The organism is Streptomyces sp. NBC_01320 (genome assembly GCF_035974375.1).
Classification (GTDB): domain Bacteria; phylum Actinomycetota; class Actinomycetes; order Streptomycetales; family Streptomycetaceae; genus Streptomyces; species Streptomyces yanii.
In genome coordinates, this window is sequence record NZ_CP108390.1 from 2536226 (window position 1) to 2560779 (window position 24554).

The window sequence follows — 24554 nt, forward strand, 5'->3', positions numbered from 1 at the left end:
CCGGTGCCCCTTTGCTGACGAAGCGCTGTTACGACGGCATGGTCCAGTCCATGCCGTATCGATACGCCAGTGTACCGATACGTTGGCGTATCGGTACACGCGCGTTTCGGTACACTGGCGTATCGGAAGACCTCGTCGCACAGTCGCAGAGAGGGAAAGCACATGTCGTCGCACGATTCCGTGCAGGAACAGGCCCACGCTCCGCGCCGCTCGAAGATCACACCGGAGCGGGCGCAGGAGTTCTACACGGCTGTGCTCGACCTACTCAGGGAGAGCGGATACGAATCGCTCACCATGGAGGGGGTCGCTTCCCGCACCCGGTGCGGGAAGTCCACGCTCTACCGGCAGTGGGGCTCCAAGCCCGAGCTGGTCGTCGCGGCGCTCCACAGCACCCGGCGGATGCTGCTCTCGCACATCGACACGGGCTCGCTCGCCGGTGACCTGCGCGAGGCGGCCCAGGCCATCGGCGCGGGCTCCGGACGCGACACCCCGCTGATGCACGCACTCAGCCATGCCGCGCTGCAGAGCCCGGAGCTGCTCTGCGCGCTGCGCGAGGCGCTGATCCTGCCGGAACTCGCAGCCCTCGACGCCATGGTCCGGCGGGCCATGGAGCGTGGCGAGATCCCCAGGGACAACCCGGCGGCGGAGTTCGTCTCCGCGCAGCTGCTGGGCGTGATGCGGGCCAGGCCGCTGCTGGAGGCGAAGATCGCCGATGCGGCATATCTCACCCGCTTCGTGGAGAGCGCCATCTTCCCCGCACTGGGACTGGACCCGGCCGACACCGGGTCCTGATGAACGTGGGCCGTCGTCCGAGCGGATGACGAGGGCCCGCCTGCGCCGCACCGTGGGGACGGGGGCGGCGCACCGTCCGGCCGGTCGGTGACTTCTTCGGGAGTCACCGGCCGCCCGTGTTCCCGGGCCTCCCACCGACTGCACCAAACACGAAGGGCATCGGCGCCGCGATCGCCGGGGCATTCCTCTCCGCGGGCGCGGAAGTGCTGGTCTGCGGGCGCAATGAACCGTCGGAGCTGCCGGCGGCCGGTGGGCGGACCGCCCACTTCCGGTCGGCCGATGTCCGTGACCCGGCCACGTCCGCCGCACTCGTCGACGCCGCGGTGCAGCGGTACGGACGGCTGGATGTGCTCGTCAACAATGCGGGCGGCTCCCCCGACGCCGACGCGGCGACGGTGTCGCCGCGGTTCGTCGAGAAGGTCGCCGCGCTGCATCTGCTGGCGCCGTTCCATGTGGCGCAGGCGGCGAACCGGGTCATGCAGCGACAGGACAGCGGCGGCTCGGTGATCAACATCGGCAGTGTCTCCGCGCACACCCCGCAGCCGGGCACCGCCGCCCAATCGGCGGCAAAGGCGGGGTTGCCGGCACTGACCCGGGCGCTGGCCCTGGAATGGGCGCCGAAGGTGCGCGTCAACCACATCACGACCGGACTGATCCGCATCGAGAGCGCGGCGTCGGTGTACGGCGAGGACGGGGGTGCGGCGGTGGCGGATGTCATTGCGATGCGACGGATGGCGGTGCCGGACGATGTCGCGCGCGCCCGTCTGTACCTGGCCGGTGATCTCGCGGCGTACGTCAACGGCGCCGATCTGGCGGTGCACGGCGGCGAGGTGCCCGCCCGGTTCCTCGCCGCGAAGGGCCGGCAGCGGGAGGGACTCAGGGGTGGCCCCGAGCGGGCGATGGTGTGCTCGATCTGGCGTCACCGCAGGTAACAGCGATTGCGACGGGACGAATAGGCTCTGTCGCCGCCGAGGCGGTCGGGCCGAGTACATGGGTGTCGGCCCCCTCACCGAGGAACCCTGCGCGGCACCGACGACCGGGCGGGCGCACGCCCGGCCGACCGTTCTCGTCCCCTTGACGATATCAGCCGACCACCCTTATCGTCTCCATGACGACAACGAGGGGGTTCCGACATGGCCGACATCACCAAGCGGTTCGGCTGGCGCCATCTGCGCTCCGCACCCACCGCCCACATCCGCCACCACGACCGCGGCCGGCTCACGCACGACGGACCGGGACTGAGCTTCTGGTACCGGTCGCTGCACGCCGCACTCTCCGAAGTACCGGTCAACGACCGCGAGTTGGCGATGGCCTTCCACGCACGCACGTCCGACTTCCAGGACGTCACCGTGCAGGCCACCGTGACGTACCGGATCAGCGACCCTGCCGAGGCTGCCGCCCGGCTCGACTTCTCCGTCGACCCCGACACCGGCGTCTGGCGCGGTGCGCCGTTGGAGCAGATCGCCACTCTCCTCACCGAGACCGCCCAGCAGCACACCCTCGACGTGCTGGCCCGCACCCCGCTCGCCGGCGCGCTGGTCGACGGGGTCGCGGCGGTACGGGAACGGGTCGCCGAGGGACTGGCCGCCGAGCCCCGGCTGCCGGTCACCGGCATCGATGTGGTGGCGGTGCGCGTGGTCGCGATCCGCCCCGAGGCAGAGGTGGAGCGCGCACTGCGCACGCCGGCCCGGGAACAGATCCAGCAGGAGGCCGACCGGGCGACGTACGAGCGCCGGGCGGTGGCCGTCGAGCGCGAGCGGACCATCGCGGAGAACGAACTGGCCAGCCAGATCGAACTCGCACGCCGCGAGGAGCAGTTGGTCGAGCAGCGCGGTACCAATACCCGGCGCGAGGCGGAGGAGAACGCGGCAGCCGACGGGGTACGCGCAGAGGCCGAGGCGGCGCGCAAGGTGCGGCTCGCCCGCGCCGAGGCAGAGGCCGCACGCGAGGTCGGTGCCGCGCGCGCCGAGTCGCAGGCGGCCTGGCTGCGGGTGCACGCCGAAGTGAACGCCTCGACGCTGCACGCCCTGGCCGCCACCCGGCTCGCCGAGAACCTGCCGCGCATCGACAGCCTCACGCTCTCCCCCGATGTCCTCACCGGCCTGCTCGCCAAGCTCGGCCGGCCCGGCCCGGAGACACGCGCGTGAGCCTCGCCCCGCGCGCGGTGCTCGTGCACCGCACCACCGAGTACGAGGAGTTGCTCGCCCGGCACGGCACACACGGCCAGGCCACGTTCTTCCTGTCCACGCGCGGCCGCTCCATCGAGGAGATGGCACGGCGGCACGGGCGGACGCAGCAGGCACTCGCCGATGTGGCGGCGGCCGTACCGCTCCAGTGGCGCCAGTCGCGGGTCGAGCGCGCGGATCTCGACCGCTTCCTCTTCGGTCCGGAGGACGTGGTGGTCGTGGTCGGACAGGACGGGCTGGTCGCCAACGTCGCCAAATATCTCTCCGGCCAGCCCGTCGTGGGCATCGACACCGATCCCGGACGCAATCCGGGGGTACTGGTGCGCCACCGCCCGGGCGATGCGGCCGCACTGTTCCGGGCAGCCGCATCGCCCGGCGCGACAACGGACGATCTCACCATGGTCGAGGCCGTCGCCGACGACACCCAGCGCCTCCTCGCCCTCAATGAGATCTATCTGGGCCCGCCCGGCCACCAGACGGCGCGATACCGTCTCGGCCCCGACGCTCCGGACGCCCCCGCCGAACCACAGGCGTCCTCCGGGGTCCTGGTCGGCACCGGTACCGGCTCCACAGGCTGGCTGCGCTCACTGTGGCAGGAGCGCGGGAGCGCACTGTCGCTGCCGCGTCCGACCGACCCCCGGCTGGTCTGGTTCGTACGTGAAGCGTGGCCTTCGCCCACGACCGGCACCTCGCTGGTGGCGGGCGAACTGAGACACCAACAACGGCTGCGCCTCACGGTCGAGTCGGACCGGGTGGTGGTCTTCGGTGACGGAATGGAGTCCGACGCACTGGAATTGACGTGGGGTCAGACGGTGCTGCTCGGTATCGCGGCGACCTCGCTGCGGCTGACGCTCTGAGCACGCACCGTCCACTCGGCACCCGTCCATGGGCGCCTTCGAATCGGGCCGAGCCACCCCGCCCCGTAACCCGCACGCCGCTCGAAAACAGGCCGAACACCGCGCCGGCCACCGTAGACGGCGAGGCGGTGTCGGTGCTGGATGCCTGGAGGCGATCGAGAAGGTGGTGCCGCGCGCCAAACTCGCCGAGGCGCTGGTCACCATCGCCGAGTGCGTTTCGGACGGCGACGGGGACGCGGACGCGGAGTGGCGGGCCGCGCTCTCCTCCCGCTACGGCACGGTGCGCGGCTTCATCCGGCTGCTGGTCGACACCGTGGACTTCGGCGCCGTCCAGGCCCCCGGCGGATCTTCTTCGGCCAGCGGGACGAACTGCGGCAGAACTGTCGCGAGGGCGTGGAGGACCAGCTCGGTGCACTCGATCTGGCCCTGAACGCCATGGTGTTGTGGAACAGCCGGCCTCTACCTGGACCGGGCGGCCAAACAGCGTTTCCGGCGTGTGTTCAGCCGGAGTGGCGCAACGTCAGATGGCTCGTCTTGAGTGAGGGTTTCCTCTGAAGCGGACGGGCTGTGCATGAGCCGCTGCTCAGCCGTGGCTTGTCGGTGCTGCCTCTTAAGATCCACGTTATGCGTGAGTTCTTCATGGTGGGTGGGCGGCAGCTGTCGTATCTGGACTTCGGTGGTCCGGGGAGGCCGCTTGTGGCCCTGCACGGGCACTACAACGAAGCGTCGGCGTTCGCCTCGCTCGCAGAGGCGTTGGCGCCGCGGTGGCGGGTGATCGCGCTCGATCAGCGCGGTCATGGAGAGTCCGACCCTGCCATCGGTTATGAGCGGGACGACTACATAGCCGATGTCGTCGCTTTCCATCGGCATCTGGGAGTCGGCCCGGTGCCGGTGCTGGGGCACTCGCTGGGCGGGGTGAACGCCTACCAGTTCGCCGCCCGGCACCCGGACAAGGTCAGCAAGCTGATCGTGGAGGACATCGGCGCGGTCGTCGACTGCGACTGGTCTTTCACCACGCGCCTTCCCCCTCGCGCGCCGTCTCGAGAGGCGCTGGTTGAGGCTCTGGGCGCGACCGCGCCCTATCTGGAATGCTCGTTCCGGCAGAGAGACCGGGGCTGGGGTTTCTCGTTCGGCATCGACGACACCGTGACGTCTCAGAAGGCACTCAACGGCGATCACTGGGCCGACTGGACAGCGGTGTCCTGCCCCACCCTGCTGGTCCATGGAACACGGAGCGACGAGTTGGCGGCCGATCACGCCCGGAACATGGTCGCCCGCCACGGCGGCCTGGCCCTCCTGGTAGAGCTGGCTGCCGGCCACGTCGTGCATCACGATGCTCCAGAGCAGTTCGCCGCCACGGTCACCGCCTTTCTGTCGGAGCCCGGCTGAGCTGCGGAACTCGGACTGCCAGGTGGCACCCAGGCCGCTTCCCGCTGTTCCAGCTCTTCGATCAACGAGCCCATCGGCGAGGTCGCCGTCCGTGACGGCCCTACAGGCGCGGGAGAGGTCCCCCAGTGGTTCGGAGAGGGCGCGGGCCCGAAGGCGGGCGGTGAAGACGGCAGCGCCGAGGGCGAGCAGGGCGATGCCCAGCAGTGCGAGCCACGCCATGATCAGACGTCGCCGCACGGCGCCCGTTTGCCGGCTCCACGCGGCCTCCGACGCCGAGGCGCCCCTGCACCTGTCGCGGATCACCACATTGCGAGTGCACGGCTACCGTCTGGATACGGGCGGTGCCGGTCACGGTCACGGCGAAGCATGAGCCGGCCACTTTCGTCTACAGTCCTGTAGACGAAAGTGTCGCGACCGGGCTGCGAGCCCCGACAGGAGGACTCGACTGCCGTGACGGAACTTCTTCAACGCCGTGTCCTGGTCGTCGAGGACGACCACGGGCTGCGCGACGTGCTCGCCCGCGGACTGCGCGAGGAGAACTTCGCCGTCGTGACCGCCGCCAGCGGAGCCGGCGCCCTGCGCACCCTCGACGATCGAGTGGATGCTGTCGTCCTCGACATCGGACTGCCCGACTCGGACGGCCGGGACGTGTGCCAGGCCATGCGTTCGGCGGGGCTGCAGGCCCCGGTGGTCTTCCTCACCGCGCACGACACGCTCACCGACCGGCTCTCGGGCTTCTCGGCGGGCGGCGACGACTACCTCGCCAAACCCTTCCACCTGGCCGAGCTGGCCGCCCGGATCCGCGCGGCGCTGCGCCGCGCCGGACCGGACCCCGTGGTCGAGCTGGCGGAGCTCCGGCTCGATCCCGTACGCCACCTCCTGGAGGTGCGCGGCAAGCCGGTGGCGCTCACTCCCACCGAGTTCCGCCTGCTGGCCGCACTGATGGCGGCGCCCGGAACCACCGTACGCAGACGGGAACTGCTGCGCGCGGCCTGGCCCGACGGGGCTCAGGTCAGCGACAACACACTCGACCAGTACCTGACCCGGGTCCGCCGGAAGCTGCGCGAGGCGGACAGCCCGCAGGGGATCAGCACGGTACGAGGCGTCGGGTACCGCCTGATATGAGGCGGCTCCGCGTCATCGGACGGCTCCGCACCGCGCTGCCCCGCACCCTGCGGGGCCGCCTCGCCCTGCTCGCGCTGGCCTCCGCCACCGCCTGGGTCGCCGCGCTCACCGTCGCGTTCAACATCGCCCTCGCCGGACGGCTGAGCAGCCAGGCCACCGACCTGCTGCAGACCCGTGCCGCGGCGGTGGCCGCCACCGTCGAGGCGCGCCCGGACGGCAGGATCGTCGTCCACGAACCGGCCGACGACCGTGCCCTGGATGTCGGCACGTGGATCTACCGCGGCAGCACGGCCGTCGAACGGCCGAACGCGCCCGCCGCGCTCCAGCGGCAGGCGGACGGGCTCACCGGCCAGGGAAGCAGATACCAGGAGTCGGGCGGCAGGAACGCCTCCCGGCTCTACGCCCTGCCGGTGCGCGCAGGCCACCGGCAGACCGGCACCGTCGTCGTCGCCGTCTCCCTCGACCCGTACCGCAGCACCGCCCGCGCCGCCCTCGCCGGTTCGGCAGTCCTCGGGGTGCTGCTCCTGGCCGGGGTGTATCTGCTCACCCGCACCATCGTCGGGCGAGCCCTGCGCCCCGTCACCGAGATGAGCACCCGGGCGGCCCGCTGGAGTGAGCTCGGCGCCGCGGAACGCTTCGGCACCGGCCACCGCCCGGACGAGCTCGCCTCGCTCGCCACCAACCTCGACGAACTCCTGGACCGGCTGGCCGCCGTACTGCGCCACGAACAGCTGCAGACCGCCGAGCTCTCGCACGAGCTGCGAACCCCGCTGGCCCGCATCGTGGCCGAGACCGACTGGCTCACCGCCCGGCCACGGGACGCGGCCGGGCAGCAGGCCTCCCACGAGGCGATCGCTGCTGCCGCCACGAGCATGCGGCACATCTGCGACACCCTGCTGTCCGAAGCCCGCGCCCGCACCGGGCAGCCGCCCGGCCGCTGCCGGCTGCCCGAATGGGCCCATCGCGTGGCCGAGCAGTACGCGCAGCAGCACCCCGACGCCCCGCCGCTGTCCGTACGGGGCGGCGCCGCCGTCACCGCAGGGGTCTCTCCCGTGCTCGTGGAGCGCATGCTCATGCCGCTGCTCGACAATGCCCGCCGCTACGCCGCCACCGCCATCACCCTGACGTACGCCCAGACCCCGGCCGGTGTGGAGCTCGCCGTGACCGACGACGGCCCGGGCGTGCCCGTAGAATCCGGCCCGCAGATCTTCGAGCCGGGCCGCCGCGCCGACCCGGACGACGGTCATGACGGGGCCGGTCTCGGGCTGGCCCTCGCCCGGCGGCTGGCCCGCGCGTCCGGCGGCGACATCGAGTGGGATCCGGCCGCCGCCGGAGCACGGTTCGTGGTCAGCCTTCCGACGGGCTGACGGGAGCGGGGGTCGCGTCCCGTCGGGTCACCGTCAGATAGCTGACCAAGGCCAGGATCAGGACGAGGAAGATCGCGCTGGTGCCGACCGTACCGAGGCCGAGACCTCCGTCGGCGCGCGCCTGGGAGAGATAGTCGCCGAACGAGGCGCCCAGCGGGCGGGTGAGGATGTACGCGATCCAGAACGCCGGGACCGCGGCGAGGCCGAGCCCGTAGTGGGCGGCGGCCACGGCCGCGATGAGCACGGCGAACAGCACTGCGGACACCCAGTACCCGAGGTCCATCCGCTCCGCCGTGAGGTCGCCCGCCGAGGTGCCGAGAGCGAACGTGAAGAGGATCGCCGCCCAGTAGAACGCCTCGCGGCGGACCGTGTGAATGGAGTGGATGGAGAGCGTCCGCTCGCTCCAGTACCAGGCGGCGAACACTGCGACGAGCGCCACGGCGAAGACGGCCGTCGTCGTTTCCAGCGCCACTCCGAAGTTGTCCGTGAGGTTGTCGCTCACCAGCGTGCCGACCACGCTGATCAGCACCACGGCGAGCCAGTAGAGCCCGGGGACGTACTTCTTGGCCCGGAACTGGAACCAGAGCGTGCCGATCAGCAGCACGGCCATGACCAGCGACGTGTTCGTCAGCCCCAGACCGAGGTTCTCATTGAGGAGATCGGCGGCGGTCTCGCCCACCGTCGTGCACAGCACCTTGATCACCCAGAAGTACACCGTGACTTCGGGGACCTTGTTCAGCATCTGCCGAGCCCCGGCGCGTGCCGGAAACACAGCTGTTTCGTTCGTCATGACCGGTGAGGCTGGCACGGCGAACCTGAACACATCCTGACTGCTTCTCCGCGGTCGGCTTCGACTCGCATGCCCACGGCCGGGCCCCGCGCGGAAGGCGTGAGCTCGGGCCGGATGTTGAGGTCCTGCGCCGGTTCGGCCTGACCGACCTCGGGCTGGTCGGCGTCCGGTCATCGCTGACAGCCAGGGGGATGACCCTGCTCGCGCGGTCGCGCGGGGCAAGCCCGCATGCGGCTGCGAAGGACTGCGCCTGATCACCGCCAGGACGTCGAGCACACGCCTTCCGGCACGCCCCTCCACACCTGGTCGGCCCTCCGACCGGTCCCCCGCCGAGGCGTCACGCGCGCGCCTTGCGGGCCGACATCCATGCGTAGACCAAGACACCCGCGAAGAGGAACAGCACGCCCTGGTAGACGGCGGCGTAGCCGGAGCCCGCCAGGAGCCACATGGAGAAGCCGAAGGCGGCCAGCGCGAGCACGGCGTCACGGGCGAGTCGAGTCGGCTGGACCCGGTCGCGCCGGCCCGAGACCAGGAAGTACAGCTGGGCCGCCGTCGCCAGGAGGTACGGGACGGTCGCGGTGAAGGTCGTGACCAGCACCAGGATCTCGAATACCCGGGCCGTCCCGGCCATGTAGTTGTAGACAGTCAGCAGCGAGGCGAGGACGACCGTGACGATCACGCCGAAGGTCGACACGCCCCGCCGCTTCACCGCGAAGCATGTCGGGAACAGCCCGTCTCGGGCGGCGGCGTACGCGGTCTGGGCGCTGAGCAGCGTCCAGCCGTTGAGCGCTCCAACGATCGACACCAGCGCCGCGCACGCGACCGCCGCGCCGCCCCACGTGCCGCCGAACATGACGTTGACCGCGTCGGTGAACGGGGCGCTGGAGGTGAGCAGCTTGTCGTGCGCGACGGTACCGAAGACGGCGAGAGTGCCCAGCAAGTACACCAGCGCCGCGCCGAGCGTGCCGAGGACGGTCGCCCGCCCGACGTTGCGCCGCGGGTTGCGCACCTCACCCGCGCTCACCGCCGCCGACTCGACGCCGAGGTAGCTGAAGAGCAGGATCGCCGCGGATGCGGAGACCGCGCCGAGGGCGCTACCTTCCGTGGCCTGGAAGGGACCGAGGTTGTCGGGGTCGAAGAAGAACAGCCCGCCGATCGCAACCAGCAGCAAAGGAACGAACTTCAGCACCGTGGAGACGAGTTGCACCGCGCCGACGTAACGGGTCCCGGCGAGGTTGGCGAGAGCCGGCAGCCACTGCACGACGAGTGCGGCGGTCATCATCAGCCACGGCGAGCCGTGCAGGGGCAGCAGCACGTCCAGATAGCCCACGGCGGTGACGGCGAGCGCCGCGTTGCTCACCCAGGAGGTGATCCAGTACGACCAGGCGGCCAGGAAACCCGCGAAATCACCGAAGGCCTCGCGCACGTAGACGTACGGCCCGCCGGTGCGCGGGTCGCGCTGCGCGAGCCGCCCGAAGACGAGCGCGAGCGCGATGGCACCGACGGTGAGCACACCGAAGGCGACGAGGCTGATGGTGCCGTACGGAGCAACGGACACGGGGAGCAGGAAGATGCCGCCGCCGATGATGTTGCCCATGACCAGCGCGGTGGCGACCGGAAGCCCGAAGCGCCGGGCGTGCCGACTGCCCGCGTCCTGCTCCTGGGACGGAATGTGCCCCGCCTGGGCAGAGGCGGGGCCTTGGGCCGGGGCCGGAGCGGGGATGCCCGGGGCCGGAGCCGATTGCGAGACGGTTCCGGTGTCGTGCATGGGGATGGTGCGCCTTTCGTCGTGCTGGGTACCGTCGCCTGCCCCGCAGGGCAGCACCACGGCCCCCGGCCCGTGCAGCGGCTGCCCAGCGTGCGGGCGCACGCCGGCTGCGGGAACCGCCGGGGAATCCATCCCATGTTCAGTTATCGGACACTGCATACCAAATCGTCGGCGAATATTCGCCGAAGTGCCGGATGCGACCAAAAATCGGACGGAACTGGGCACGTGTGACCGCGCATCCTTCTCCACAGGTTCAAAGGTTCCGGCGGCCGCTGCGGCCGGCGGTCACCCGCCTGACGGGCCGAGGGGCGGCCCGACGCGACCGGTCGGCGTGGGGTGCCTCGGAGCCGGCCGGCCCCTGTCACCGACCTCATTGGCGCCCAGACCTTGGGCGACCACCTCGCCGCCGCCGTTCCGGACCTCGTCGACCGCGAGCAGCTCGACCGCGCCGAAGCCGGCCGGCGGATCACCGACGCGGCCGAGGCGGTCGACGCCGGCGACCCGTCGGATCCGCCACCCCAGTTCGGCGGCGCGCGTGTCCCGCCGCGCCCCGCTACCTCAGCGCGTCCAGGAGAACACGCTCACGCTCGGTGCTCAGGCCGGCCCGGCGGGGTCGGTCGAGACCCTCCTTCCGCTCCCAACGCAGCGTGTCCGCCAGCAGTTGGGCCCGGGGCCGGTGCCGCAGGCCGGCCGCGCTCGCTGCGGCGCCGTTGCGGGCGCTGAAGCCGGCCCAGTCCGGGTCGGCCATCCACATCGCGAGCGACTCCGGGCCCATGAACTGACCCACTTCCTGCCCGAGCAGCCAGTCGGGGTCGGCCTCCACCACCGGCCCGGTGTGCCCGCCGATCTCCCGCGACAGTGCGACCCATTCCCCGAAGGGCACGATCGGGCCGACCGCGTTGTACGTTCCGGTCGTCCCCTTCTCCGCACAGTCGAGCAGCCACGCCGCGAGGTCCCGCGCGTCGACCGCCTGCGTCGGGATGCCGGGGGAGGCCGGCACCAGCAGCGGCGCCAGCGGGTCGCGCGCCGCGCGGCTGACCCAGTAACCGGTGCGGCCGCTGTGGTCGCCCGGGCCGCCGATCAGTCCCGCCCGCGCGATGAGGAGCCGGTCGCCCACCGCGGCCGTCGAGGCTTCCTCACAGGCCACCTTGGCCTCCCCGTACTCCTCGCGGTCGACCTCGTCCCGCTCGGCCGCGGGGAGCAGTTCCGCCGACTCGTCCGCGTCCGGCTCCGCCTGGGAGGCGTACGCGCTGACCGACGACACGTACGACCAGTGTCCTGCCCGTTCGCCGAGCGCCGCCAGCGCCCCGCGGACGAAACCCGGCTGCCACGACACCTCTACCACGGCGTCCCAGTCCCGGCCCGCCAGTCCTTCGTATGCCGACGGGTCGCGCCGGTCCGCGGCGACCAGCGCCGCGCCCTCGGCCACTTCGCCGCTCTCTCCACGGGCCAGGCAGGTCACCTGATGCCCGCGTTCCAGTGCCTGCCGCGAGACCTCGCGGCCCACCCACGCCGTTCCACCCAGTACCAAGATCTCCATCGGCCCACTCAAACACGGGCTACGAGCCTGCGCGCCCTGCTTCGCCGAGAGCGGAGCGGCCCGCAGGGAAGAGCTCCGGTCTCCACACCTGGACCACCGCCTGAACCTCCCCACGCACGCGGCGCAGCACCGCAACGGCGACGTCGGGAAGGTGTGTTGCGGCTGCTCTCCGGCACGCGGACACGGTCGACGCCCCGGTGGTGGGGCAGCCGGCAGCTCACCTCACCTGGACCAAGGAATCTGCGGCACCCTGGCCGGGGATGGGGACATCACCTGTCACCGTCGACAACGCGGCGAACTGTCGCGCGGATGTGTGACCATCGCGCCGCTGTCCGAATTATTGAGCATTGCGCCTGTTACCCGATTTACGCGGTGCCGATGACAGAGCGCAGGGTGGGGCAGCACAGACGCCGAGGGTCGGAAAGGGCTTGCCGCCGAACGCGGCCGGGATGGATGCCACTCCCAGCGAATGTCAGGGGCACGCTCACGCGGAGTATGTGACCGTTACAGTCGCCAGTTACTGAAATGTCTGCATTGTGTAACAGGCGCCGGAGTGACCGCCGGAGTCGCGGCGGGTGCTTCAGGGTTTGGGTCCTCGGCTTGTTGGGCCGGGACCCGTATCGCGCAGCATGGCCCGTTGTCCGGGCCTGGGCGCCTCTGACTTGAGGGGACATCAGTGTCTGCTTCTCGTACCGTCCGTCGTCTTGTCGCCACCGGTCTGGCGGCCGGTTCCGCCGTCGCCGTGGCGGCGATGCCGGCGTCCGCCGACGACGGCCACCAGTGGGGCCGTCACCACCAGGAGTACTCCAGGGTGGTGCTCGGTGACATCCAGTACAACAGCCCGGGCCGTGACGACTACTCCAACCGTTCGCTGAACGCGGAGTGGGTCGAGGTCACCAACACCGGTCGCCGGGCGGTGAATCTGGACGGGTGGACGCTGTCGGACAGGGATGGCAACCGATACCGCTTCGATGACCTGCGCCTGGCCGGGCAGGCCACGGTCCGGGTCCACACCGGCTACGGCCGTGACACCCGCACCGATGTCTACCAGGACCGCAGCGACTACGTCTGGGGCAACCACTCCGACCGGGCCACGCTCCGCAACGACGACGGCCGGGCCGTCGACACCGAGTCCTGGGGCCGCGACCGCGACCGTGACCACCGCGACCGCGACCACCGCGACCGTGACCACCGCTACGACGACCGCTGGAACCGCCGCTGACCTGACCCCCGCCCGCCACTGATCGCGGGCCCTCCTCGGGAACCAGGGCGTGCCGCCATCCCCCGCCCGGGGGTGGCGGCACGCCCCTCGCGCGCTCACCGGTGTTCTTGCGGGCAGAGGTTCGCCGGAGCAGCACGGACCGGACACGCACCGAGACCCTGGTGCGTGCATCCTGTGGGTTGGTACACAGCCGCGCACGCTACGTTCAACGACGCACGCACAGGACAGGCACGGGGTGTCCGGCCGACGCTGTCGCCCGATCAAAGGGAAAGCTCTCTGCCGTCGCAACCAGGGCCGGCTGCGACGGTCACAGTCGACGGCGAGTGTCGACGACTCCGGACAGCGGTTGCCGATCCGGGGCTTCCGGGACGCCCGCGCCCATTCTGTGAGGTCCTCTTAGCGCCTGTCGGGTGACCTTCGATCGGATAGCGAACGCGGTCTGGTGCGTGCGATGCCAAGGCGCTGGAAGGTCCTCGGATGGGGTCTCCCCTGCTCGAACGAAGCTGAGAGCTCGGGGAAGGAGCTACCAGGATATTTCGGCAACGCGGGAAGCGTGCGTGCCAGGGCGTGGCCGCCCGATCAGAGGTCACCCGACAGGCTCTGAGGACCGCCGCCCCCGGACGGGCTCCAGCCGTAGCTGCTGCGGAGCCGATTTCAGATGGGCCGAGAGGTCCGGAAGGGGTGTTGCCTCCCCCGCCGTGAACCAGAGCATGATGTCCTCACCGGTACGGACCGGCAGCACGGGGAAGTTGTTCTCCACGTGCTCGGTGCGGTGGACCGCCTGCGGAGGAGCTCCGGCGGCGGTCAGCCGGGGTCGCAGGTACTGCTCGAAGTGGTCGGCGAAGGCCACGTCCAAGGGGTGGCAGATGGTCGCGACGACCGGCTTCGCGGCGTCCGGAGCTGCAAAGCCCGGTCCGCGCAGCAGGAGGACGTCGTCCGAGTTCAGCATGGTCGCGTTGGCCGCCTCGCGGTGGGCCTGCCAGACGGGACCGTAGTAGAAGGCGTGCAGCGCTCGCGCCCGCGCGGTCATGTCCGGGAAGCTGCGCAGCCAGACGAAGCGGTCCGGGTCGTCCAGGTCCCGGAACCGGCCGCCGACGGTGATACCGACCGCCTCCTGACCTCTGACGAACTCCTGCTCGAAGAGGTCGACCAGCGTGTCCCGGGCGCCCGGGTGAAGGGTGTACTGCCGAAGTTCGACTATGGCGTTCATGGCCGGGAAGTTAGCGGCACTCCACTGACATCTCCTGTCAGTGGAAACTGGCATGCGCACGCGGCCCACTCATGACCGCAGGGGCCCACCCGGCCCGGAGCCGGACAGCCCTTGGCCGAGAAGGGCAGGGGCTCGCCGTCCAGCAGGGCCCGGACGAACGGGGTGAGGCTGTGCAGGACGGCGGTGCCGATCCGGGTCGTGGGCACCGGCCCCGCGCTGCGCAGCACCGTGGCGTGCCGACTGACCGAGGCCACAGAGACGCCGACGCGTTCGGCGAGCGGGGTGGTCGTCGCCGGATCGCGCACCCGTGGGAGGACCGCGGCGCAGGTCCGGCCGAGCAGCGGCCCGAGCACCCGGGGCGGGCCGGCCGGCGTGTCGGGAAGACGCATCGGGTGGGCGGGGACGGTCGACTCCTCGGGCCCGTACTGATCACGAGGCCCGTCCCGAACCAGGACGGCATGAGCGGCAGCCCCCGGCCGCACAGCGGGATGTCGTAGGAGGAGCGCGACGGCAGGTGCAGGGTCGGCGGGTGTGATCGTCCGGGCGAAGCCTTTCGCCCAGACGTGAAAGGCCATGCGGTCGCGGGGCGCCCTGGGCAGGCTCTCGAACGTCCCCGAGCGGCGGGGCCCACCCATGTACCCGGAGGTCGCAACGATGCCCGGAACCAACCGTCTTCTGTGTCTCGGCGCCTCGGTCCTGCTGGCCGGCCTGGCAGCCCAACCCACCCCGGCCGTCGCGCACGATCTGCCGCGCACCTATGTCGTCGCACGGTCCCCGGGGGTCTTGCCCGAAGGGATCGCGATCGACGGCGACGGCACGATGTACGTGTCCTCCGACGGCACCGGCGCACTGTACCGCGGGAACGTCCGCGCCCCCCGCCTGCGTCCCTTCCGCACGGACGGCGTCGAGGACCGCACGAGCACCCTGGGGGTGCACACCGACGCCCAGGGTCGGGTCTTCTCGGTGGGAGGCGCCGAGCTGACCGTCCACGACCGCCGCGGGCGCCTGCTGGCCACGCGTACCGCACAGAGCGGACCGCTCGGCGCGCCCGACCTCAACGACCTTGTGATCACCGAGGACGCCGTCTACGTCACGGACTGGGCCAATCCCGTCGTGCACCGCGCCGAGATCCACGGCGGCGAACTCGGGCCCCTGGAGCCCTGGCTCGACATCCGCTCCGCCTTCCCCCAGTTCCCGGCGCGGTTCTGGCTGCTGAACGGCATCGTGGCGGACCGGTCGGGGCGAACCCTGCTGGTGGCCTCCAACGGAACGGAGGCCGTGTGGCGGGTCGACGTCGCCACCCGGGAGGTAGGTCAACTGGATCTGGGCGGGGCGTCCTTCGGTGCCGACGGCATGCTGCTGCGCGGGCGAACGTTGTACGCGGTGCTCAACTACGGCGCCCCGAGCGGGGTCTACGTCGCCTCGCTCGACGAGGAGCTGCGCACCGGATCGGTGACCCACCGGATCACGGGCGAGCCGTTCGACCTGCCCACCACGCTGGCCCGCCACGGCTGCCGGCTCTACGTGGTGAACAGCCAGAACGACGACCCCCCGGGGGAGCCCCCGTACACCGTGAGCGCGATCGACGACCCGGTCTGCGACCGTCCCTGACTTGGTCTTTCACCTGCGCGGTGCGGTCGTGGGGTCGCTGACTCGCAGTCGGTGAGGGCGGGCTGTGCCCGCCCTCACACCGGCTCCGAAACATCGCTAGGACCGGCCATGTTTGCCCCATGAGGAGCGTCGTCCCGTGCGTGCGATCGAAAGGCGGCCGGACGTCCTTGGACGGGGTCTGGCAGGGCGAGACACGACACCCGCCCAGCCCCGATCGCTCCCTGACCGCGCGGGGGGTGCCCCTATCTGTTTCGTCAAGCCTGGCGGGGCTGGTTCGTAGGGGTTGGTCCTGGTTTTCGGGAACGTCCCGCGAAGCGGGATGTTCCCGGCGGATCGGGTGCCTGGTGGGCAGCTCGGTGGCCGGCAGGACGGGGGTGGCCGTGCCGGCGTGCGGACGTGAGGAGGGCTGAAGGGCAGACGGATGGGGTGTCAGGCTGCGAGGTCGACGTCACTCGGAGTGCGTGGTTCGTAGAGGGCGCCGGTGCGGATCATCGCGTGGATGACGTTCACGCGTTGCCGGGCCAGGCGGAGGACCGCCTGGGTGTGGGTCTTGCCGCGTGCGCGCTGGCGGTCGTAGTAGATCCGGGAGGACGGGTCGCTCTTGCAGCCGATCGCGGCGAACGCGGCCTGGAACAAGGCACGTTTGAGGAGCCGGTTGCCGCGGTGGGGTGCGTGCTCACCGCGGATGGAGGTGCCCGAGGACTTCGTGGCGGGGGCGAGTCCGGCATAGGAGGCGAGGTGTCCGGCGGTGGGGAAGCCGGTGCCGTCACCGATCGCGACGATCACCGCGGCCGTGGTCCTGACGCCCAGACCGGGCAGCGACGTCAGGAGATGGAAAAGAGGGAGGGCCTCCAGCAGGACGGCGATCTCCTGCTCGGTGGCCTGACGCTGGGTATGGGCGGCGGCGAGCTGGGCGGCCAGGCCCGGCACGATCAGCGCGGACGCCTCGGTGCCGGGAACAACCAGGGTCTGCTCGGCAAGCGCGTCGTAGATCTCGGTGGTGAGGTGGTGGGCCTTGCGCGAGCCGTGTGCCTTCAGCAGAGCCTCGCACCGCGTGCGGCCGAGCTTCTTCAGCCTGGCCGGCGAGCCGTGCCTGGCCAGGAGGGCCAGGACGTAGGGGTAGGCCAGGCGCGGGCCGAGCACTCGCTCGAGGGAAGGATGAATCTGGGAGAGCAGACCGCGCAGCCGGTTGGTGGTGCGGTTGACCTCGCCGGCCAGGTCGTTGTCGTAGCCGGTGAGCATCGTCAGCTCGGCCAGCACCTCGTCGTCGCGGTCCACCGCGCGCAGGGTGTGCGGCATGGACCGGGCGGTCTCCGCGATCACGAACGCGTCGCGGGCATCGGTCTTGGCCTCGCCCGGGTGAAGGTCGGCTGCCCGCCGCATCGACAACCCGGGCAGGTAGGCGACCCGGCAGCCCGCCGCGCGGGCTGCCGTCAACGGCAGCGCGCCGATGTTGGCGACCTGGTCCACGATCACCAGTACGGTGCCGAACTTCGCCACCAGTTTGGTGAACAGCTCCAGCAGCTTCGGCTCGGTGTTGGGCAGCCGTTTGTCGTGCACGGTTCTGCCGTCCGCGGTCCGGCCGTGGGCGTGGTGGAACTCCTTGCCCAGGTCCAGACCGAGGAAGAGATCTGTCGCGGTCGTGTCGACCATGTGCGCGTGCCCCTCGCCTCTCGTCGCCTCAACTCCCAGCCGTCCCTGCGGCACCACACGCCGGCAACCACGTTACGCAGACATCCCCACCCGCAAAGCGGTCCGGCATTGCGCCGGACCAGGCGGTCGTCAGGCCCCTCATCAGCGGTCAAGCGGTGCCCCGAAGCCCGGCGGCAACACCCCCCAGGTCATCGACTTCGACAGGGGGCACACAGCCATACCGGACCCGGGGGCCAGGCACCCCATTGCGGGGCCACGAAAACGGTAACGGGGTAGCGGCCGCGGTCGCCGACGTCCTCGTCACGATGCGCATGTGTAAGCGGCGGCGCAGGCGAGCGAAGTTACTCCCATCCTGGCGGCTCGGTTCTCGGTCCGGAGACTCGGTCCGGAAGATTTCGAGTCTCTACTATCCTCGGACGATGTTGAATCGAGCGGTAGCTGCTGGAGTCGGTCTTGCGCGGGTGATGGCGCATTGCGGGGGCAGCCCCACGGCAGCCGTGCACTATGTAGCCGGTGCCATCGCCTCCGCGCCTGAGGACCCTGGGCCCTACGCGGTACTCGCCGATTTGTGGGAAGAGCAGCGGACGGCTCTGGCCGAGCTCTTCCAGGGCGCTGACTCCCTGAGGACGGTGCTGGCGCAGTCGTACATCAGCTTCCTCGAGAACGACGTGGACGGCGCAGTGCTGGCGATCGGCGGGGTCACGGGCGCGCAACCCACCATTGCCTGGGCCAAAGCCCCTTGGTTCAGCGATGCACGCTTTCTGGGGACAGTGAGTGCCAACGCGATGGCCGAGGCCGCCATGCGGACGATGGATTACGGACACGCTCTGGACACCCACAGCATGCGGGATGGGTTTCGTCCCTGGTTCCAGGCCATCGATGTGGTCTGTGCCCGCGAGCCGCTGCCGGAGGCGATGGCCAAGATGGCGATCTTCCTGCGGGCATGCGGTCTCACCGATGCGTCGTTCGCCCTTTGCGATCGGGCGGACTCCATTGAGCGGATCATGCTGACGGAAGTCGTGCGAGCGGGCACATGGCGCAAGTTGGGTGATCCTGACCAGACTGCGGCGGCGTTCCAGCGCGCTCTTGCCGTGGACCCGGACAACTGGTCGCTGTATCTCGATCTGGCCGATGTACGCGCCGAACAGGGCGACTTCACCACCGCGGTCCAGCTCATCGATCAGGGGCTGGAGCATGGGCCGACCGAGGTCACGCTTCGCGCGGCCGGGGCCGCCTACCGTGCCCGGCTCACGGGCTCGCCCGACGGCCTGCGCGAACTCATCGAACTGGCGCCGCACCTACCGAACGACTCGTACCGGGGCCTGTTGATTGATCTCGCATGTGCTGGTCCCGCCCTGCCCACCGAACTCATCGCCGAGGCCCGCCGGCTCCAGAACAGCTGACGCGGGCTCCGGCAGTCGCCGCTTCCTTACGCTTACCGACGCAATCAAGACGATCGTCCGCGACGCGTCGCCGGGCATGCAAGGCGCCTGTTCATCAGGGTTATTGCGGCCCATGTGATGAGTGACTCGGCATGCTGGATGAGCCGTTCGTAGCACGCGCGTGTCGGCGGGCGCGCATGATCCAGGCCGTCTTCTACCCAGCGGCGGGGCAGGATGACGAAGCCGACGCGTCCTTGGGGCGGTTCACTCGGCGGCGACATCCAGTCTCGCTACGGCTACGCCCGCGAGCCGGGCAGCAATTCACTGGTGAGACACGGCGACCGACAGCACTACCGAGGTGTGTTCACAAGTGCCGTGTGATCCAGGGCGTCGAGCCAACGAACACGTCTCATACCCGGCTATCGGGCGTATCCGATCTTGATTTAGGTGCGGCCGAGCGGTTCGGCGGCGCCTGGCGCACCCCACCAGTCCGGGCGAGGAAACTGCGGACGTGGTGCATGGGGACGCCCAGAACCCGGGCCATGGCATTGAAGGACTCACCCTCCCTCCACCGACGCCATATCTTGTCCTGCTGGACCGCCGAGAACCCGTGGTCACGCACCTGCACCTCCACGACGACATGATCATCTATCGGTTGGCGCATCGATCATTTGAGCGCGCCAAGGTTTCCTGAAGGAGGGCGCAACGCCAAGGCCGGCCGGCTCCGCGGTTCGGTGCCTGATGAAGTCGATCGAGGCCGACGCGATGGGGTGCTGCGGTCGGCGCCGCGTGACGCCCGCCTTCGCCCACGCGGTCAGCGCTCCTCGTCGGATGGCACCGGGGCTGCGGGGAAGAGGCGTTGGACGGCAGTGACGACTGCGGCGCGGCGGGCGGCCAGGTACTCGGCCTGCTCCTGTGGGAGGACGCCGGCAGTGAGGCCGGGCTGGTTGGCCCAGGATGTAGCGATCTGGTTGACGAGAACGAGGACGTCGAGCGGGTCCCAGCCGGGGTCGAGGTGTCCCGCCTTCTGTGCGGCGCGCAGCTGCTCGGTCTTGTGGACGATGGTCTGGCGGACGGGGTCGTCGTCCGACATGTCGTCCGGGCCGAGTTCCAGCTGGCCCCAGGCCATCAGCCGATGCCGCTCGGGGTGGGCGGTGAAGTAGTCGTGGATGCGGCCGGCGTAGCCGGGCAGGTCGGCGGGGTCCATGCGGGTGGCTTCGGCAACGGCGGCGAGCTCGCGACCGGAGACGAATCGGTAGAGCTCCTCCTTGCTGCGGAAGTAGGCGTAGACGCGCTCCTTGCTGGTCCGGGCGGCCTTGGCGATGCGGTCAATGCGCGCGCCGGCGATCCCGTGCCGGGAGAACTCGGCCGTGGCCGCGGTGACGATGCGGTCACGGGTGGAGTCGGTGCCGGTCCGGGGAGTCATGCAGCGAGCATACCAAACGGTTCGGTTTGACCGACGGACAGGGTTGACCTACGGTCGAACCAGACAGTTTGGTTTGCCTCTGGGAGGACAACATGCAGCGCAGGACACTCGGCAGCCAGGGCCTGGCCGTCTCGGCGATCGGCTACGGCTCGATGGGCTTGACGATGGCCTACGGACCCACCGACGAGCAGGCCGGCGTCGACGCCATCCGCCGGGCCCATGAGCTGGGGGTCACCTTCTTCGACACTGCCGAGCTCTACGGCTGGGGCACCGGCTCCAACGAGATCCTTCTCGGCAAGGCGGTCAAGGACTTCCGCGACAAGGTGGTGCTGGCCACCAAGTTCGGCTTCGACCTCTCCGCGCCCCCGTCGGACAAGAGGCTCGGCCTCAACAGCCGCCCCGACAACATCCGCAAGGTCGCCGACAACAGCCTGTGATACCTCGGCACCGACCACATCGACGTGCTCTACCAGCACCGTGTCGACCCGGACGTGCCGATCGAGGAGGTCGCCGGAGCGGTCAACGAGCTGATCGAGGCGGGCAAGGTGAAGTACTTCGGCCTGAGTGAGGCCGGACCGCAGACCATCCGCCGCGCGCACGCCGTCCAGCCGGTCTCCGTGCTGCAGACCGAGTACAGCCTCTTCGAACGCGACGTCGAGCAGCTCTTCCCCGTCCTCGACGAACTCAGCATCGGCTTCGTCGCCTACTCGCCGCTCGGCCGCGGCTTCATCACCGGCAATGCCAAGCCCGCCGGACAGTACGACGCGACCGACTACCGCAACATCGATCCGCGCTGGCAGCCCGGAAACTTCGAGAAGAACGTCGAAGCCGTCCGCCGGCTCGGCGAGCTCGCCAAGGCCAAGGGCATCACCGTCTCGCAGTTGGCCCTGGCCTGGCTGCTCGCTCAGGGCGAGCACATCGTGCCCATCCCCGGCACCCGCAGCGCCGCGCGGATCGAGGAGAACGCCGGCGCCGCCGACGTCACGCTCACCGAAGCCGACCTCGCCGTCGTCAGGGAGATCCTCCCCCGCGGCGGCTTCGGCGCCCGCTACGCCGAGGACGGCATGCCCACCTGGATCTGACCCCTGGGCGCAGGACCGCCACCAGCCCCGAGGTCACACGGCCGGGACCGCTCGAAGGCGGCCCGACGGTGTGGCTCTCGCGGTACGCCTGGCGGATCCGGCCCCGGCCGCTGTGGCAGATCGCGCGCGCCAGGCGGTGGCGGGACTCCTGCACGGTCAGCCGGCGGTTCATCAGCCGGCGGTAGGTGTCGTCGACCAGGGCGAGCAGATGCATGGTCTTGTCGATCCGGCCGTACTCGGCGAACGCGGCGCCCAGCGGGGTGGGGTGGTGGCCCTCGCGGCCGAACATCCGCAGCAGGTCGTAGGCGCGGACCTGGTTGGTGATGAGCGATCCTGCGACACGGAGCATGTCCGGCCAGTGCGTGGCGATCCGCTTGAGGTTGACCTTGTTGCAGGCAACGGCCTCCTGCGGCCCGTACCCGGGGGCCGGGCCGTCCCCGGCGGGCAGGTCCGCCCGCCGGAGCCGCTGGTCCTCCAGGTCGCGGAAGCGCGGGTGTGGGCGATTCCGTCAGGGCGAGTGGATGTCTGCGTGCAACGGCAACGAGGCGGTCAGCCGATGCACACAGCGATCAGGCAGATCTGCCTCGGAGATGTCGGATCACCCGACGACGTGATCGGCAGAAGGTTCACAGCCGATGGCCCTGCGCCAGGGCGTTCGGCGGAAGCGGGCGCGGTCGTCTCCGGGGCCTGGGCCGGGGCCGGGGTGTCGGCGTTGCCGACGTGCGTCGCGTCTGCCGACTCGGGTGTGGTGTGCGGCGTTGCGCTCGGGATCGCGGGAGACGGGGCCGTGGCGGCGGCCTTGGGCTGCAGGCTCGTCGTCCCCGTGTGAGGCGCGGCAACGGTGGCGCTCCGCTGTCGGCTCGTTGTCGTGGGTGGGTGAGGGTCGGGTTGCCGCGAAACCTGGGTGTCCGGTTGCTCCGATACCGAGTCGGTGGTCGCTGTCCGGGGTGTAGCCGCGGTCACCGGCTCCGGCGGTGAGGCTGCGTGTGTGTGGCTGCTGGAAGGCCTGGTGGACGGCAGCGCGGCAACGGTCAGGCCGCCACCGACAAGGGCAACGGCCGTTGCGGCCGCGGCCCGACGCTTGTTCTTCTTCCAACGTGCCAGCTGCCGACGTCGAGCCGCCCGGCCCTGTCCGGTGGAGGCAGTGCCTTCGTGGCCGCTGATCGAACCAGCGCCCGAAGCATCCACCGCGTCTCCGAATGCGCCGCTGCCGATCGGTTCGGCATCGGAGTGTTGAGTGCCGAGGTAGGACCCCGGAGCGGGCATCTCCTCCGCGCTCCAGGCCTGCCTGGTCGTTGCGGTAGAGGCGGCCGTGCCGGGAAGGTGCCGGGCGGGCGGGGCAATGTCGGGAGCGTATGCGCCGCACCCTGGACACACGAGTGCCCCATTGAGAATTCGGCGGCACGCGGAGCAGTAGTCCATCTGCGATCTTTCTGTGCTGGCTGCGCCGCCAGGGATGTCGGCGACCTGTCTCGGGTTTCGCACGCGGGATCGAGCGGGCAGCAACGCTACTGGCACCCGCCGAAGATGGTGCGCAGCCCTTGTGACGCTGCTGCAAAGATCTACCGGCGGTGGCGCGGCCTTTGCATGGAGCGGGTGAAAGGAATCGAGCTCGGGCCCCGGGATCGGTAATCACCCTGCGGCTGCAGCGAGACAGCGCATCCGCGAACTCCTCATGGTGTGCGGGACGCTCGCCGGAGCGCCGCCCGCCCCCTCGCCTCTTGACGTCCATCGCCGTCACGGCATGGTCAACACGTACACGATCACGGCGGCCGAAGAGCGTGCGTGTGCCCGGACTTTGCCCCGCAGTTCCACCCGCTCGCCGCCGGCCATGAACTTCTGCCCGAGATACAGCCACCGGGGACAGCCGCTGACGCTGCGGACCTGGGGCGGGCGATGAGCGGGTCCCCGCAGTGATGGCCGGGGGCGCTCTGGCCGACGAGCTTCCCGTCGGAGGTTGGACCTCTCCAGGGCCTGCGTACCGTTGACGACGACCCTGCGGGCGTGGCCCGTCCAGGCACGAACCGCGGGAGAATCGCGCTCCCTGTCGTCTGCGGAGTTATGCCCGTCGTTCCCCCGGTCGCGCGTACAGCGGGATCACTGCCCTGGGCGCGATGCGAACGGGATGCGGGCAGGAGAGGGTGGAGGTATGGCCATATCACTGAATCCCCCAGGGGAGACACCACCTGCCGAGGGCTGCATCAGCGAAGCCCACCAGGAGCGCCCGGACGGAGGCATCTGGGAACACCCCGCCCTATGGCTGGGACTCATTCTGCTGGGATCGGTCATCTTTGCCGCGTTCTTCGTCGCGCGGATCTTCGGATACGGATGACCGGCCGACCCCGGCGCCGGCCGGTGACCGGACCAGGCCTCGGCCGGCGTCGACCGCGGCGAGTATCGGGCAGAGGGCCGGCGTCCCAGCGGCGGTTGTCCGGTCCCCCACGGGGTGGCGTCCCCGTCGGCAGGCAAGGCCGGCCCCTGGGGGTCGGACGCCGGACCCACAAGCTTGACGGACGCCCTCGCCGATCAAGGACGGCCGGGCCTTGTACGCCACGGTGGCGGGGCTGCGTGGCGGGCTGACGGGCCGCTGTCGGCGGACGCGGTCGCGCTGCTTCGGGTGCCGGAGGGGCGGCGGGTCCCGGAGCTGGAGCGGCTGAGCCGGCCGCCTATGCGGACGACGGGCGCGAGCATGACGCAGGCCTGGAGCGGGTGGACGAGATCTCCGCGTTCCGTCTGGGCCGGCTGGAGCTGGACAAGGTGCCGCCGAATCGGACGGCGACGTCGGCGTGACCCGGCCACCCCGACACCGACGAGGAGGGATGAGCCCCCAGGTCTGCTCAGCGGGCGGCGGCATCGCCGTACGCGGTGCGTCACCGCTTCGGGGGAAGCTTGTCCGCTCGCAGTGGACGACACAAGGCCAAGGCAAGGAGGTTACCCACTCCTTGCCACTCTCAACATATAGCGCACGGGGGGCCTTGCGGCAAGACCCGGGTCGTGCTGCAGAATCTCCGACCGAAGCCAGTACCTGAGGAAAACAGTGCTTCGCGAAGTACATGCGCTTTGTCGGCATGTGGGTGTCGCGGGACGCGAACTGTCGGTGGGACTCGCGGTGCGGTTCCGGGCACTCGGCGCGGAGGTGCGGGTGTGCGCGCCG

Annotated in this window: 21 protein-coding genes and 3 pseudogenes; 15 read left to right on the forward strand and 9 right to left on the reverse strand. The window is 70.4% G+C overall.

The features are described 5' to 3' along the window. Nucleotides 1-162 precede the first annotated feature (162 nt). The 9 genes from OG395_RS11965 to OG395_RS12005 all read left to right on the forward strand — a co-directional run bounded on the left by OG395_RS11965 (nt 163) and on the right by OG395_RS12005 (nt 7716). Complete coding sequence (locus tag OG395_RS11965; RefSeq protein WP_266978423.1) at nt 163-792, forward strand: TetR/AcrR family transcriptional regulator; 630 nt, start codon at nt 163-165, stop codon at nt 790-792. Between the two features lie 116 nt (nt 793-908). Continuing rightward, nucleotides 909-1724 (forward strand): SDR family oxidoreductase, encoded by an 816-nt coding sequence (locus OG395_RS11970; protein WP_327242886.1) that lies wholly within the window; start codon nt 909-911, stop codon nt 1722-1724. 201 nt (nt 1725-1925) lie between these two features. Then, nucleotides 1926-2939, forward strand: a complete 1014-nt coding sequence (locus OG395_RS11980) for an SPFH domain-containing protein (RefSeq protein ID WP_327242887.1) — start codon at nt 1926-1928, stop codon at nt 2937-2939. Continuing rightward, on the forward strand, nt 2936-3835 hold the full coding sequence (locus OG395_RS11985; RefSeq protein WP_327242888.1) for a hypothetical protein: 900 nt from the start codon (nt 2936-2938) through the stop codon (nt 3833-3835). Before OG395_RS11980 ends, OG395_RS11985 begins: the two co-directional genes overlap by 4 nt. A 28-nt stretch (nt 3836-3863) precedes the next feature. Next, nucleotides 3864-4265 (forward strand): hypothetical protein, encoded by a 402-nt coding sequence (locus tag OG395_RS11990; RefSeq protein ID WP_327242889.1) that lies wholly within the window; start codon nt 3864-3866, stop codon nt 4263-4265. After that, the gene (locus tag OG395_RS58280) at nt 4229-4390 is read left to right on the forward strand and encodes a hypothetical protein (RefSeq protein WP_442818546.1); all 162 of its coding nucleotides are present in this window, start codon (nt 4229-4231) and stop codon (nt 4388-4390) included. The genes OG395_RS11990 and OG395_RS58280 overlap by 37 nt, the downstream gene beginning before the upstream one ends. 69 nt (nt 4391-4459) lie before the next feature. Further along, on the forward strand, nt 4460-5224 hold the full coding sequence (locus OG395_RS11995) for an alpha/beta fold hydrolase (RefSeq protein ID WP_327242890.1): 765 nt from the start codon (nt 4460-4462) through the stop codon (nt 5222-5224). Nucleotides 5225-5674: 450 nt separating this feature from the next. Continuing rightward, nucleotides 5675-6349, forward strand: a complete 675-nt coding sequence (locus OG395_RS12000) for a response regulator transcription factor (protein WP_327242891.1) — start codon at nt 5675-5677, stop codon at nt 6347-6349. Beyond that, nucleotides 6346-7716: a HAMP domain-containing sensor histidine kinase gene (locus tag OG395_RS12005; RefSeq protein ID WP_327242892.1), complete on the forward strand. Its 1371-nt coding sequence runs from the start codon at nt 6346-6348 to the stop codon at nt 7714-7716. The genes OG395_RS12000 and OG395_RS12005 overlap by 4 nt, the downstream gene beginning before the upstream one ends. On the opposite strand, the gene OG395_RS12010 is transcribed toward OG395_RS12005, so the two are convergent. From OG395_RS12010 to OG395_RS12020, 3 genes are all read right to left on the reverse strand, one after another. Then, the gene (locus tag OG395_RS12010) at nt 7697-8506 is read right to left on the reverse strand and encodes a COG4705 family protein (protein ID WP_327242893.1); all 810 of its coding nucleotides are present in this window, start codon (nt 8504-8506) and stop codon (nt 7697-7699) included. The two genes, OG395_RS12005 and OG395_RS12010, sit on opposite strands and share 20 nt — an antisense overlap. Before the next feature lie 337 nt (nt 8507-8843). After that, nucleotides 8844-10274: an amino acid permease gene (locus OG395_RS12015; RefSeq protein WP_327242894.1), complete on the reverse strand. Its 1431-nt coding sequence runs from the start codon at nt 10272-10274 to the stop codon at nt 8844-8846. A 553-nt stretch (nt 10275-10827) separates the two neighbouring features. After that, nucleotides 10828-11814, reverse strand: a complete 987-nt coding sequence (locus OG395_RS12020) for an NAD-dependent epimerase/dehydratase family protein (protein ID WP_327242895.1) — start codon at nt 11812-11814, stop codon at nt 10828-10830. Between the two features lie 676 nt (nt 11815-12490). Between OG395_RS12020 and OG395_RS12025 the strand changes: the two genes are divergently transcribed. After that, nucleotides 12491-13036, forward strand: coding sequence for a lamin tail domain-containing protein (locus OG395_RS12025; protein WP_442818547.1), 546 nt, complete (start codon nt 12491-12493; stop codon nt 13034-13036). 586 nt (nt 13037-13622) lie between these two features. Here OG395_RS12025 and OG395_RS12030 read toward each other — a convergent pair. Together OG395_RS12030 and OG395_RS12035 are read right to left on the reverse strand one after the other, a co-directional pair. Next, the gene (locus tag OG395_RS12030; protein WP_327242896.1) at nt 13623-14246 is read right to left on the reverse strand and encodes an NIPSNAP family protein; all 624 of its coding nucleotides are present in this window, start codon (nt 14244-14246) and stop codon (nt 13623-13625) included. Further along, nucleotides 14243-14881 (reverse strand): ArsR/SmtB family transcription factor, encoded by a 639-nt coding sequence (locus OG395_RS12035; protein WP_327242897.1) that lies wholly within the window; start codon nt 14879-14881, stop codon nt 14243-14245. The genes OG395_RS12030 and OG395_RS12035 overlap by 4 nt, the downstream gene beginning before the upstream one ends. A gap of 19 nt (nt 14882-14900) precedes the next feature. Here OG395_RS12035 and OG395_RS12040 point away from each other — a divergent pair, with 19 nt between their 5' ends. Next, a complete protein-coding gene (locus OG395_RS12040; RefSeq protein WP_327242898.1) occupies nt 14901-15857 on the forward strand; it encodes a hypothetical protein in 957 nt (318 codons plus the stop codon). A gap of 429 nt (nt 15858-16286) precedes the next feature. On the opposite strand, the gene OG395_RS12045 is transcribed toward OG395_RS12040, so the two are convergent. Continuing rightward, nucleotides 16287-17510: an IS110 family transposase gene (locus OG395_RS12045; RefSeq protein ID WP_327242577.1), complete on the reverse strand. Its 1224-nt coding sequence runs from the start codon at nt 17508-17510 to the stop codon at nt 16287-16289. Nucleotides 17511-17929: 419 nt separating this feature from the next. Here OG395_RS12045 and OG395_RS12050 point away from each other — a divergent pair, with 419 nt between their 5' ends. Then, nucleotides 17930-18913 (forward strand): tetratricopeptide repeat protein, encoded by a 984-nt coding sequence (locus OG395_RS12050; RefSeq protein WP_327242899.1) that lies wholly within the window; start codon nt 17930-17932, stop codon nt 18911-18913. Nucleotides 18914-19706: 793 nt separating this feature from the next. On the opposite strand, the gene OG395_RS12060 is transcribed toward OG395_RS12050, so the two are convergent. Continuing rightward, nucleotides 19707-20318, reverse strand: coding sequence for a TetR family transcriptional regulator (locus tag OG395_RS12060; RefSeq protein WP_327242900.1), 612 nt, complete (start codon nt 20316-20318; stop codon nt 19707-19709). Between the two features lie 92 nt (nt 20319-20410). Between OG395_RS12060 and OG395_RS12065 the strand changes: the two are divergent. Next, a pseudogene (locus OG395_RS12065) lies at nt 20411-21400 on the forward strand (aldo/keto reductase). 76 nt (nt 21401-21476) lie between these two features. On the opposite strand, the pseudogene OG395_RS12070 reads toward OG395_RS12065, so the two are convergent. Both OG395_RS12070 and OG395_RS58285 read right to left on the reverse strand, forming a co-directional pair. Then, nucleotides 21477-21893: pseudogene (locus OG395_RS12070) on the reverse strand (Tn3 family transposase); the annotation flags it as partial. A gap of 56 nt (nt 21894-21949) precedes the next feature. Beyond that, entirely contained in the window at nt 21950-22822 is an 873-nt protein-coding gene (locus OG395_RS58285; RefSeq protein WP_442818548.1) for an SCO2400 family protein, read from the reverse strand. Nucleotides 22823-23549: 727 nt separating this feature from the next. On the opposite strand from OG395_RS58285, the gene OG395_RS12075 reads away from it, so the two are divergent. Together OG395_RS12075 and OG395_RS58290 are read left to right on the forward strand one after the other, a co-directional pair. Beyond that, entirely contained in the window at nt 23550-23732 is a 183-nt protein-coding gene (locus OG395_RS12075) for a DUF6480 family protein (RefSeq protein WP_327242901.1), read from the forward strand. Between the two features lie 228 nt (nt 23733-23960). Further along, a pseudogene (locus tag OG395_RS58290) lies at nt 23961-24187 on the forward strand (hypothetical protein); the annotation flags it as partial. Between the last annotated feature and the right edge of the window lie 367 nt (nt 24188-24554).

Excerpts from the sequence above, each read along its gene's own strand:
- OG395_RS12075 (WP_327242901.1), top strand. The coding sequence starts at position 23,550 with ATGGCCATATCACTGAATCCCCCAGGGGAGACACCACCTGCCGAGGGC.
- OG395_RS11980 (WP_327242887.1), top strand. The coding sequence starts at position 1,926 with ATGGCCGACATCACCAAGCGGTTCGGCTGGCGCCATCTGCGCTCCGCA.
- OG395_RS12040 (WP_327242898.1), top strand. The coding sequence starts at position 14,901 with ATGCCCGGAACCAACCGTCTTCTGTGTCTCGGCGCCTCGGTCCTGCTG.
- OG395_RS12045 (WP_327242577.1), bottom strand. The coding sequence starts at position 17,510 with ATGGTCGACACGACCGCGACAGATCTCTTCCTCGGTCTGGACCTGGGC.
- OG395_RS12015 (WP_327242894.1), bottom strand. The coding sequence starts at position 10,274 with ATGCACGACACCGGAACCGTCTCGCAATCGGCTCCGGCCCCGGGCATC.
- OG395_RS58285 (WP_442818548.1), bottom strand. The coding sequence starts at position 22,822 with ATGGACTACTGCTCCGCGTGCCGCCGAATTCTCAATGGGGCACTCGTG.
- OG395_RS12010 (WP_327242893.1), bottom strand. The coding sequence starts at position 8,506 with ATGACGAACGAAACAGCTGTGTTTCCGGCACGCGCCGGGGCTCGGCAG.
- OG395_RS12050 (WP_327242899.1), top strand. The coding sequence starts at position 17,930 with ATGTTGAATCGAGCGGTAGCTGCTGGAGTCGGTCTTGCGCGGGTGATG.
- OG395_RS11965 (WP_266978423.1), top strand. The coding sequence starts at position 163 with ATGTCGTCGCACGATTCCGTGCAGGAACAGGCCCACGCTCCGCGCCGC.
- OG395_RS12035 (WP_327242897.1), bottom strand. The coding sequence starts at position 14,881 with ATGGGTGGGCCCCGCCGCTCGGGGACGTTCGAGAGCCTGCCCAGGGCG.
- OG395_RS11995 (WP_327242890.1), top strand. The coding sequence starts at position 4,460 with ATGCGTGAGTTCTTCATGGTGGGTGGGCGGCAGCTGTCGTATCTGGAC.
- OG395_RS11990 (WP_327242889.1), top strand. The coding sequence starts at position 3,864 with ATGGGCGCCTTCGAATCGGGCCGAGCCACCCCGCCCCGTAACCCGCAC.
- OG395_RS12020 (WP_327242895.1), bottom strand. The coding sequence starts at position 11,814 with ATGGAGATCTTGGTACTGGGTGGAACGGCGTGGGTGGGCCGCGAGGTC.
- OG395_RS12005 (WP_327242892.1), top strand. The coding sequence starts at position 6,346 with ATGAGGCGGCTCCGCGTCATCGGACGGCTCCGCACCGCGCTGCCCCGC.
- OG395_RS12030 (WP_327242896.1), bottom strand. The coding sequence starts at position 14,246 with ATGAACGCCATAGTCGAACTTCGGCAGTACACCCTTCACCCGGGCGCC.
- OG395_RS12060 (WP_327242900.1), bottom strand. The coding sequence starts at position 20,318 with ATGACTCCCCGGACCGGCACCGACTCCACCCGTGACCGCATCGTCACC.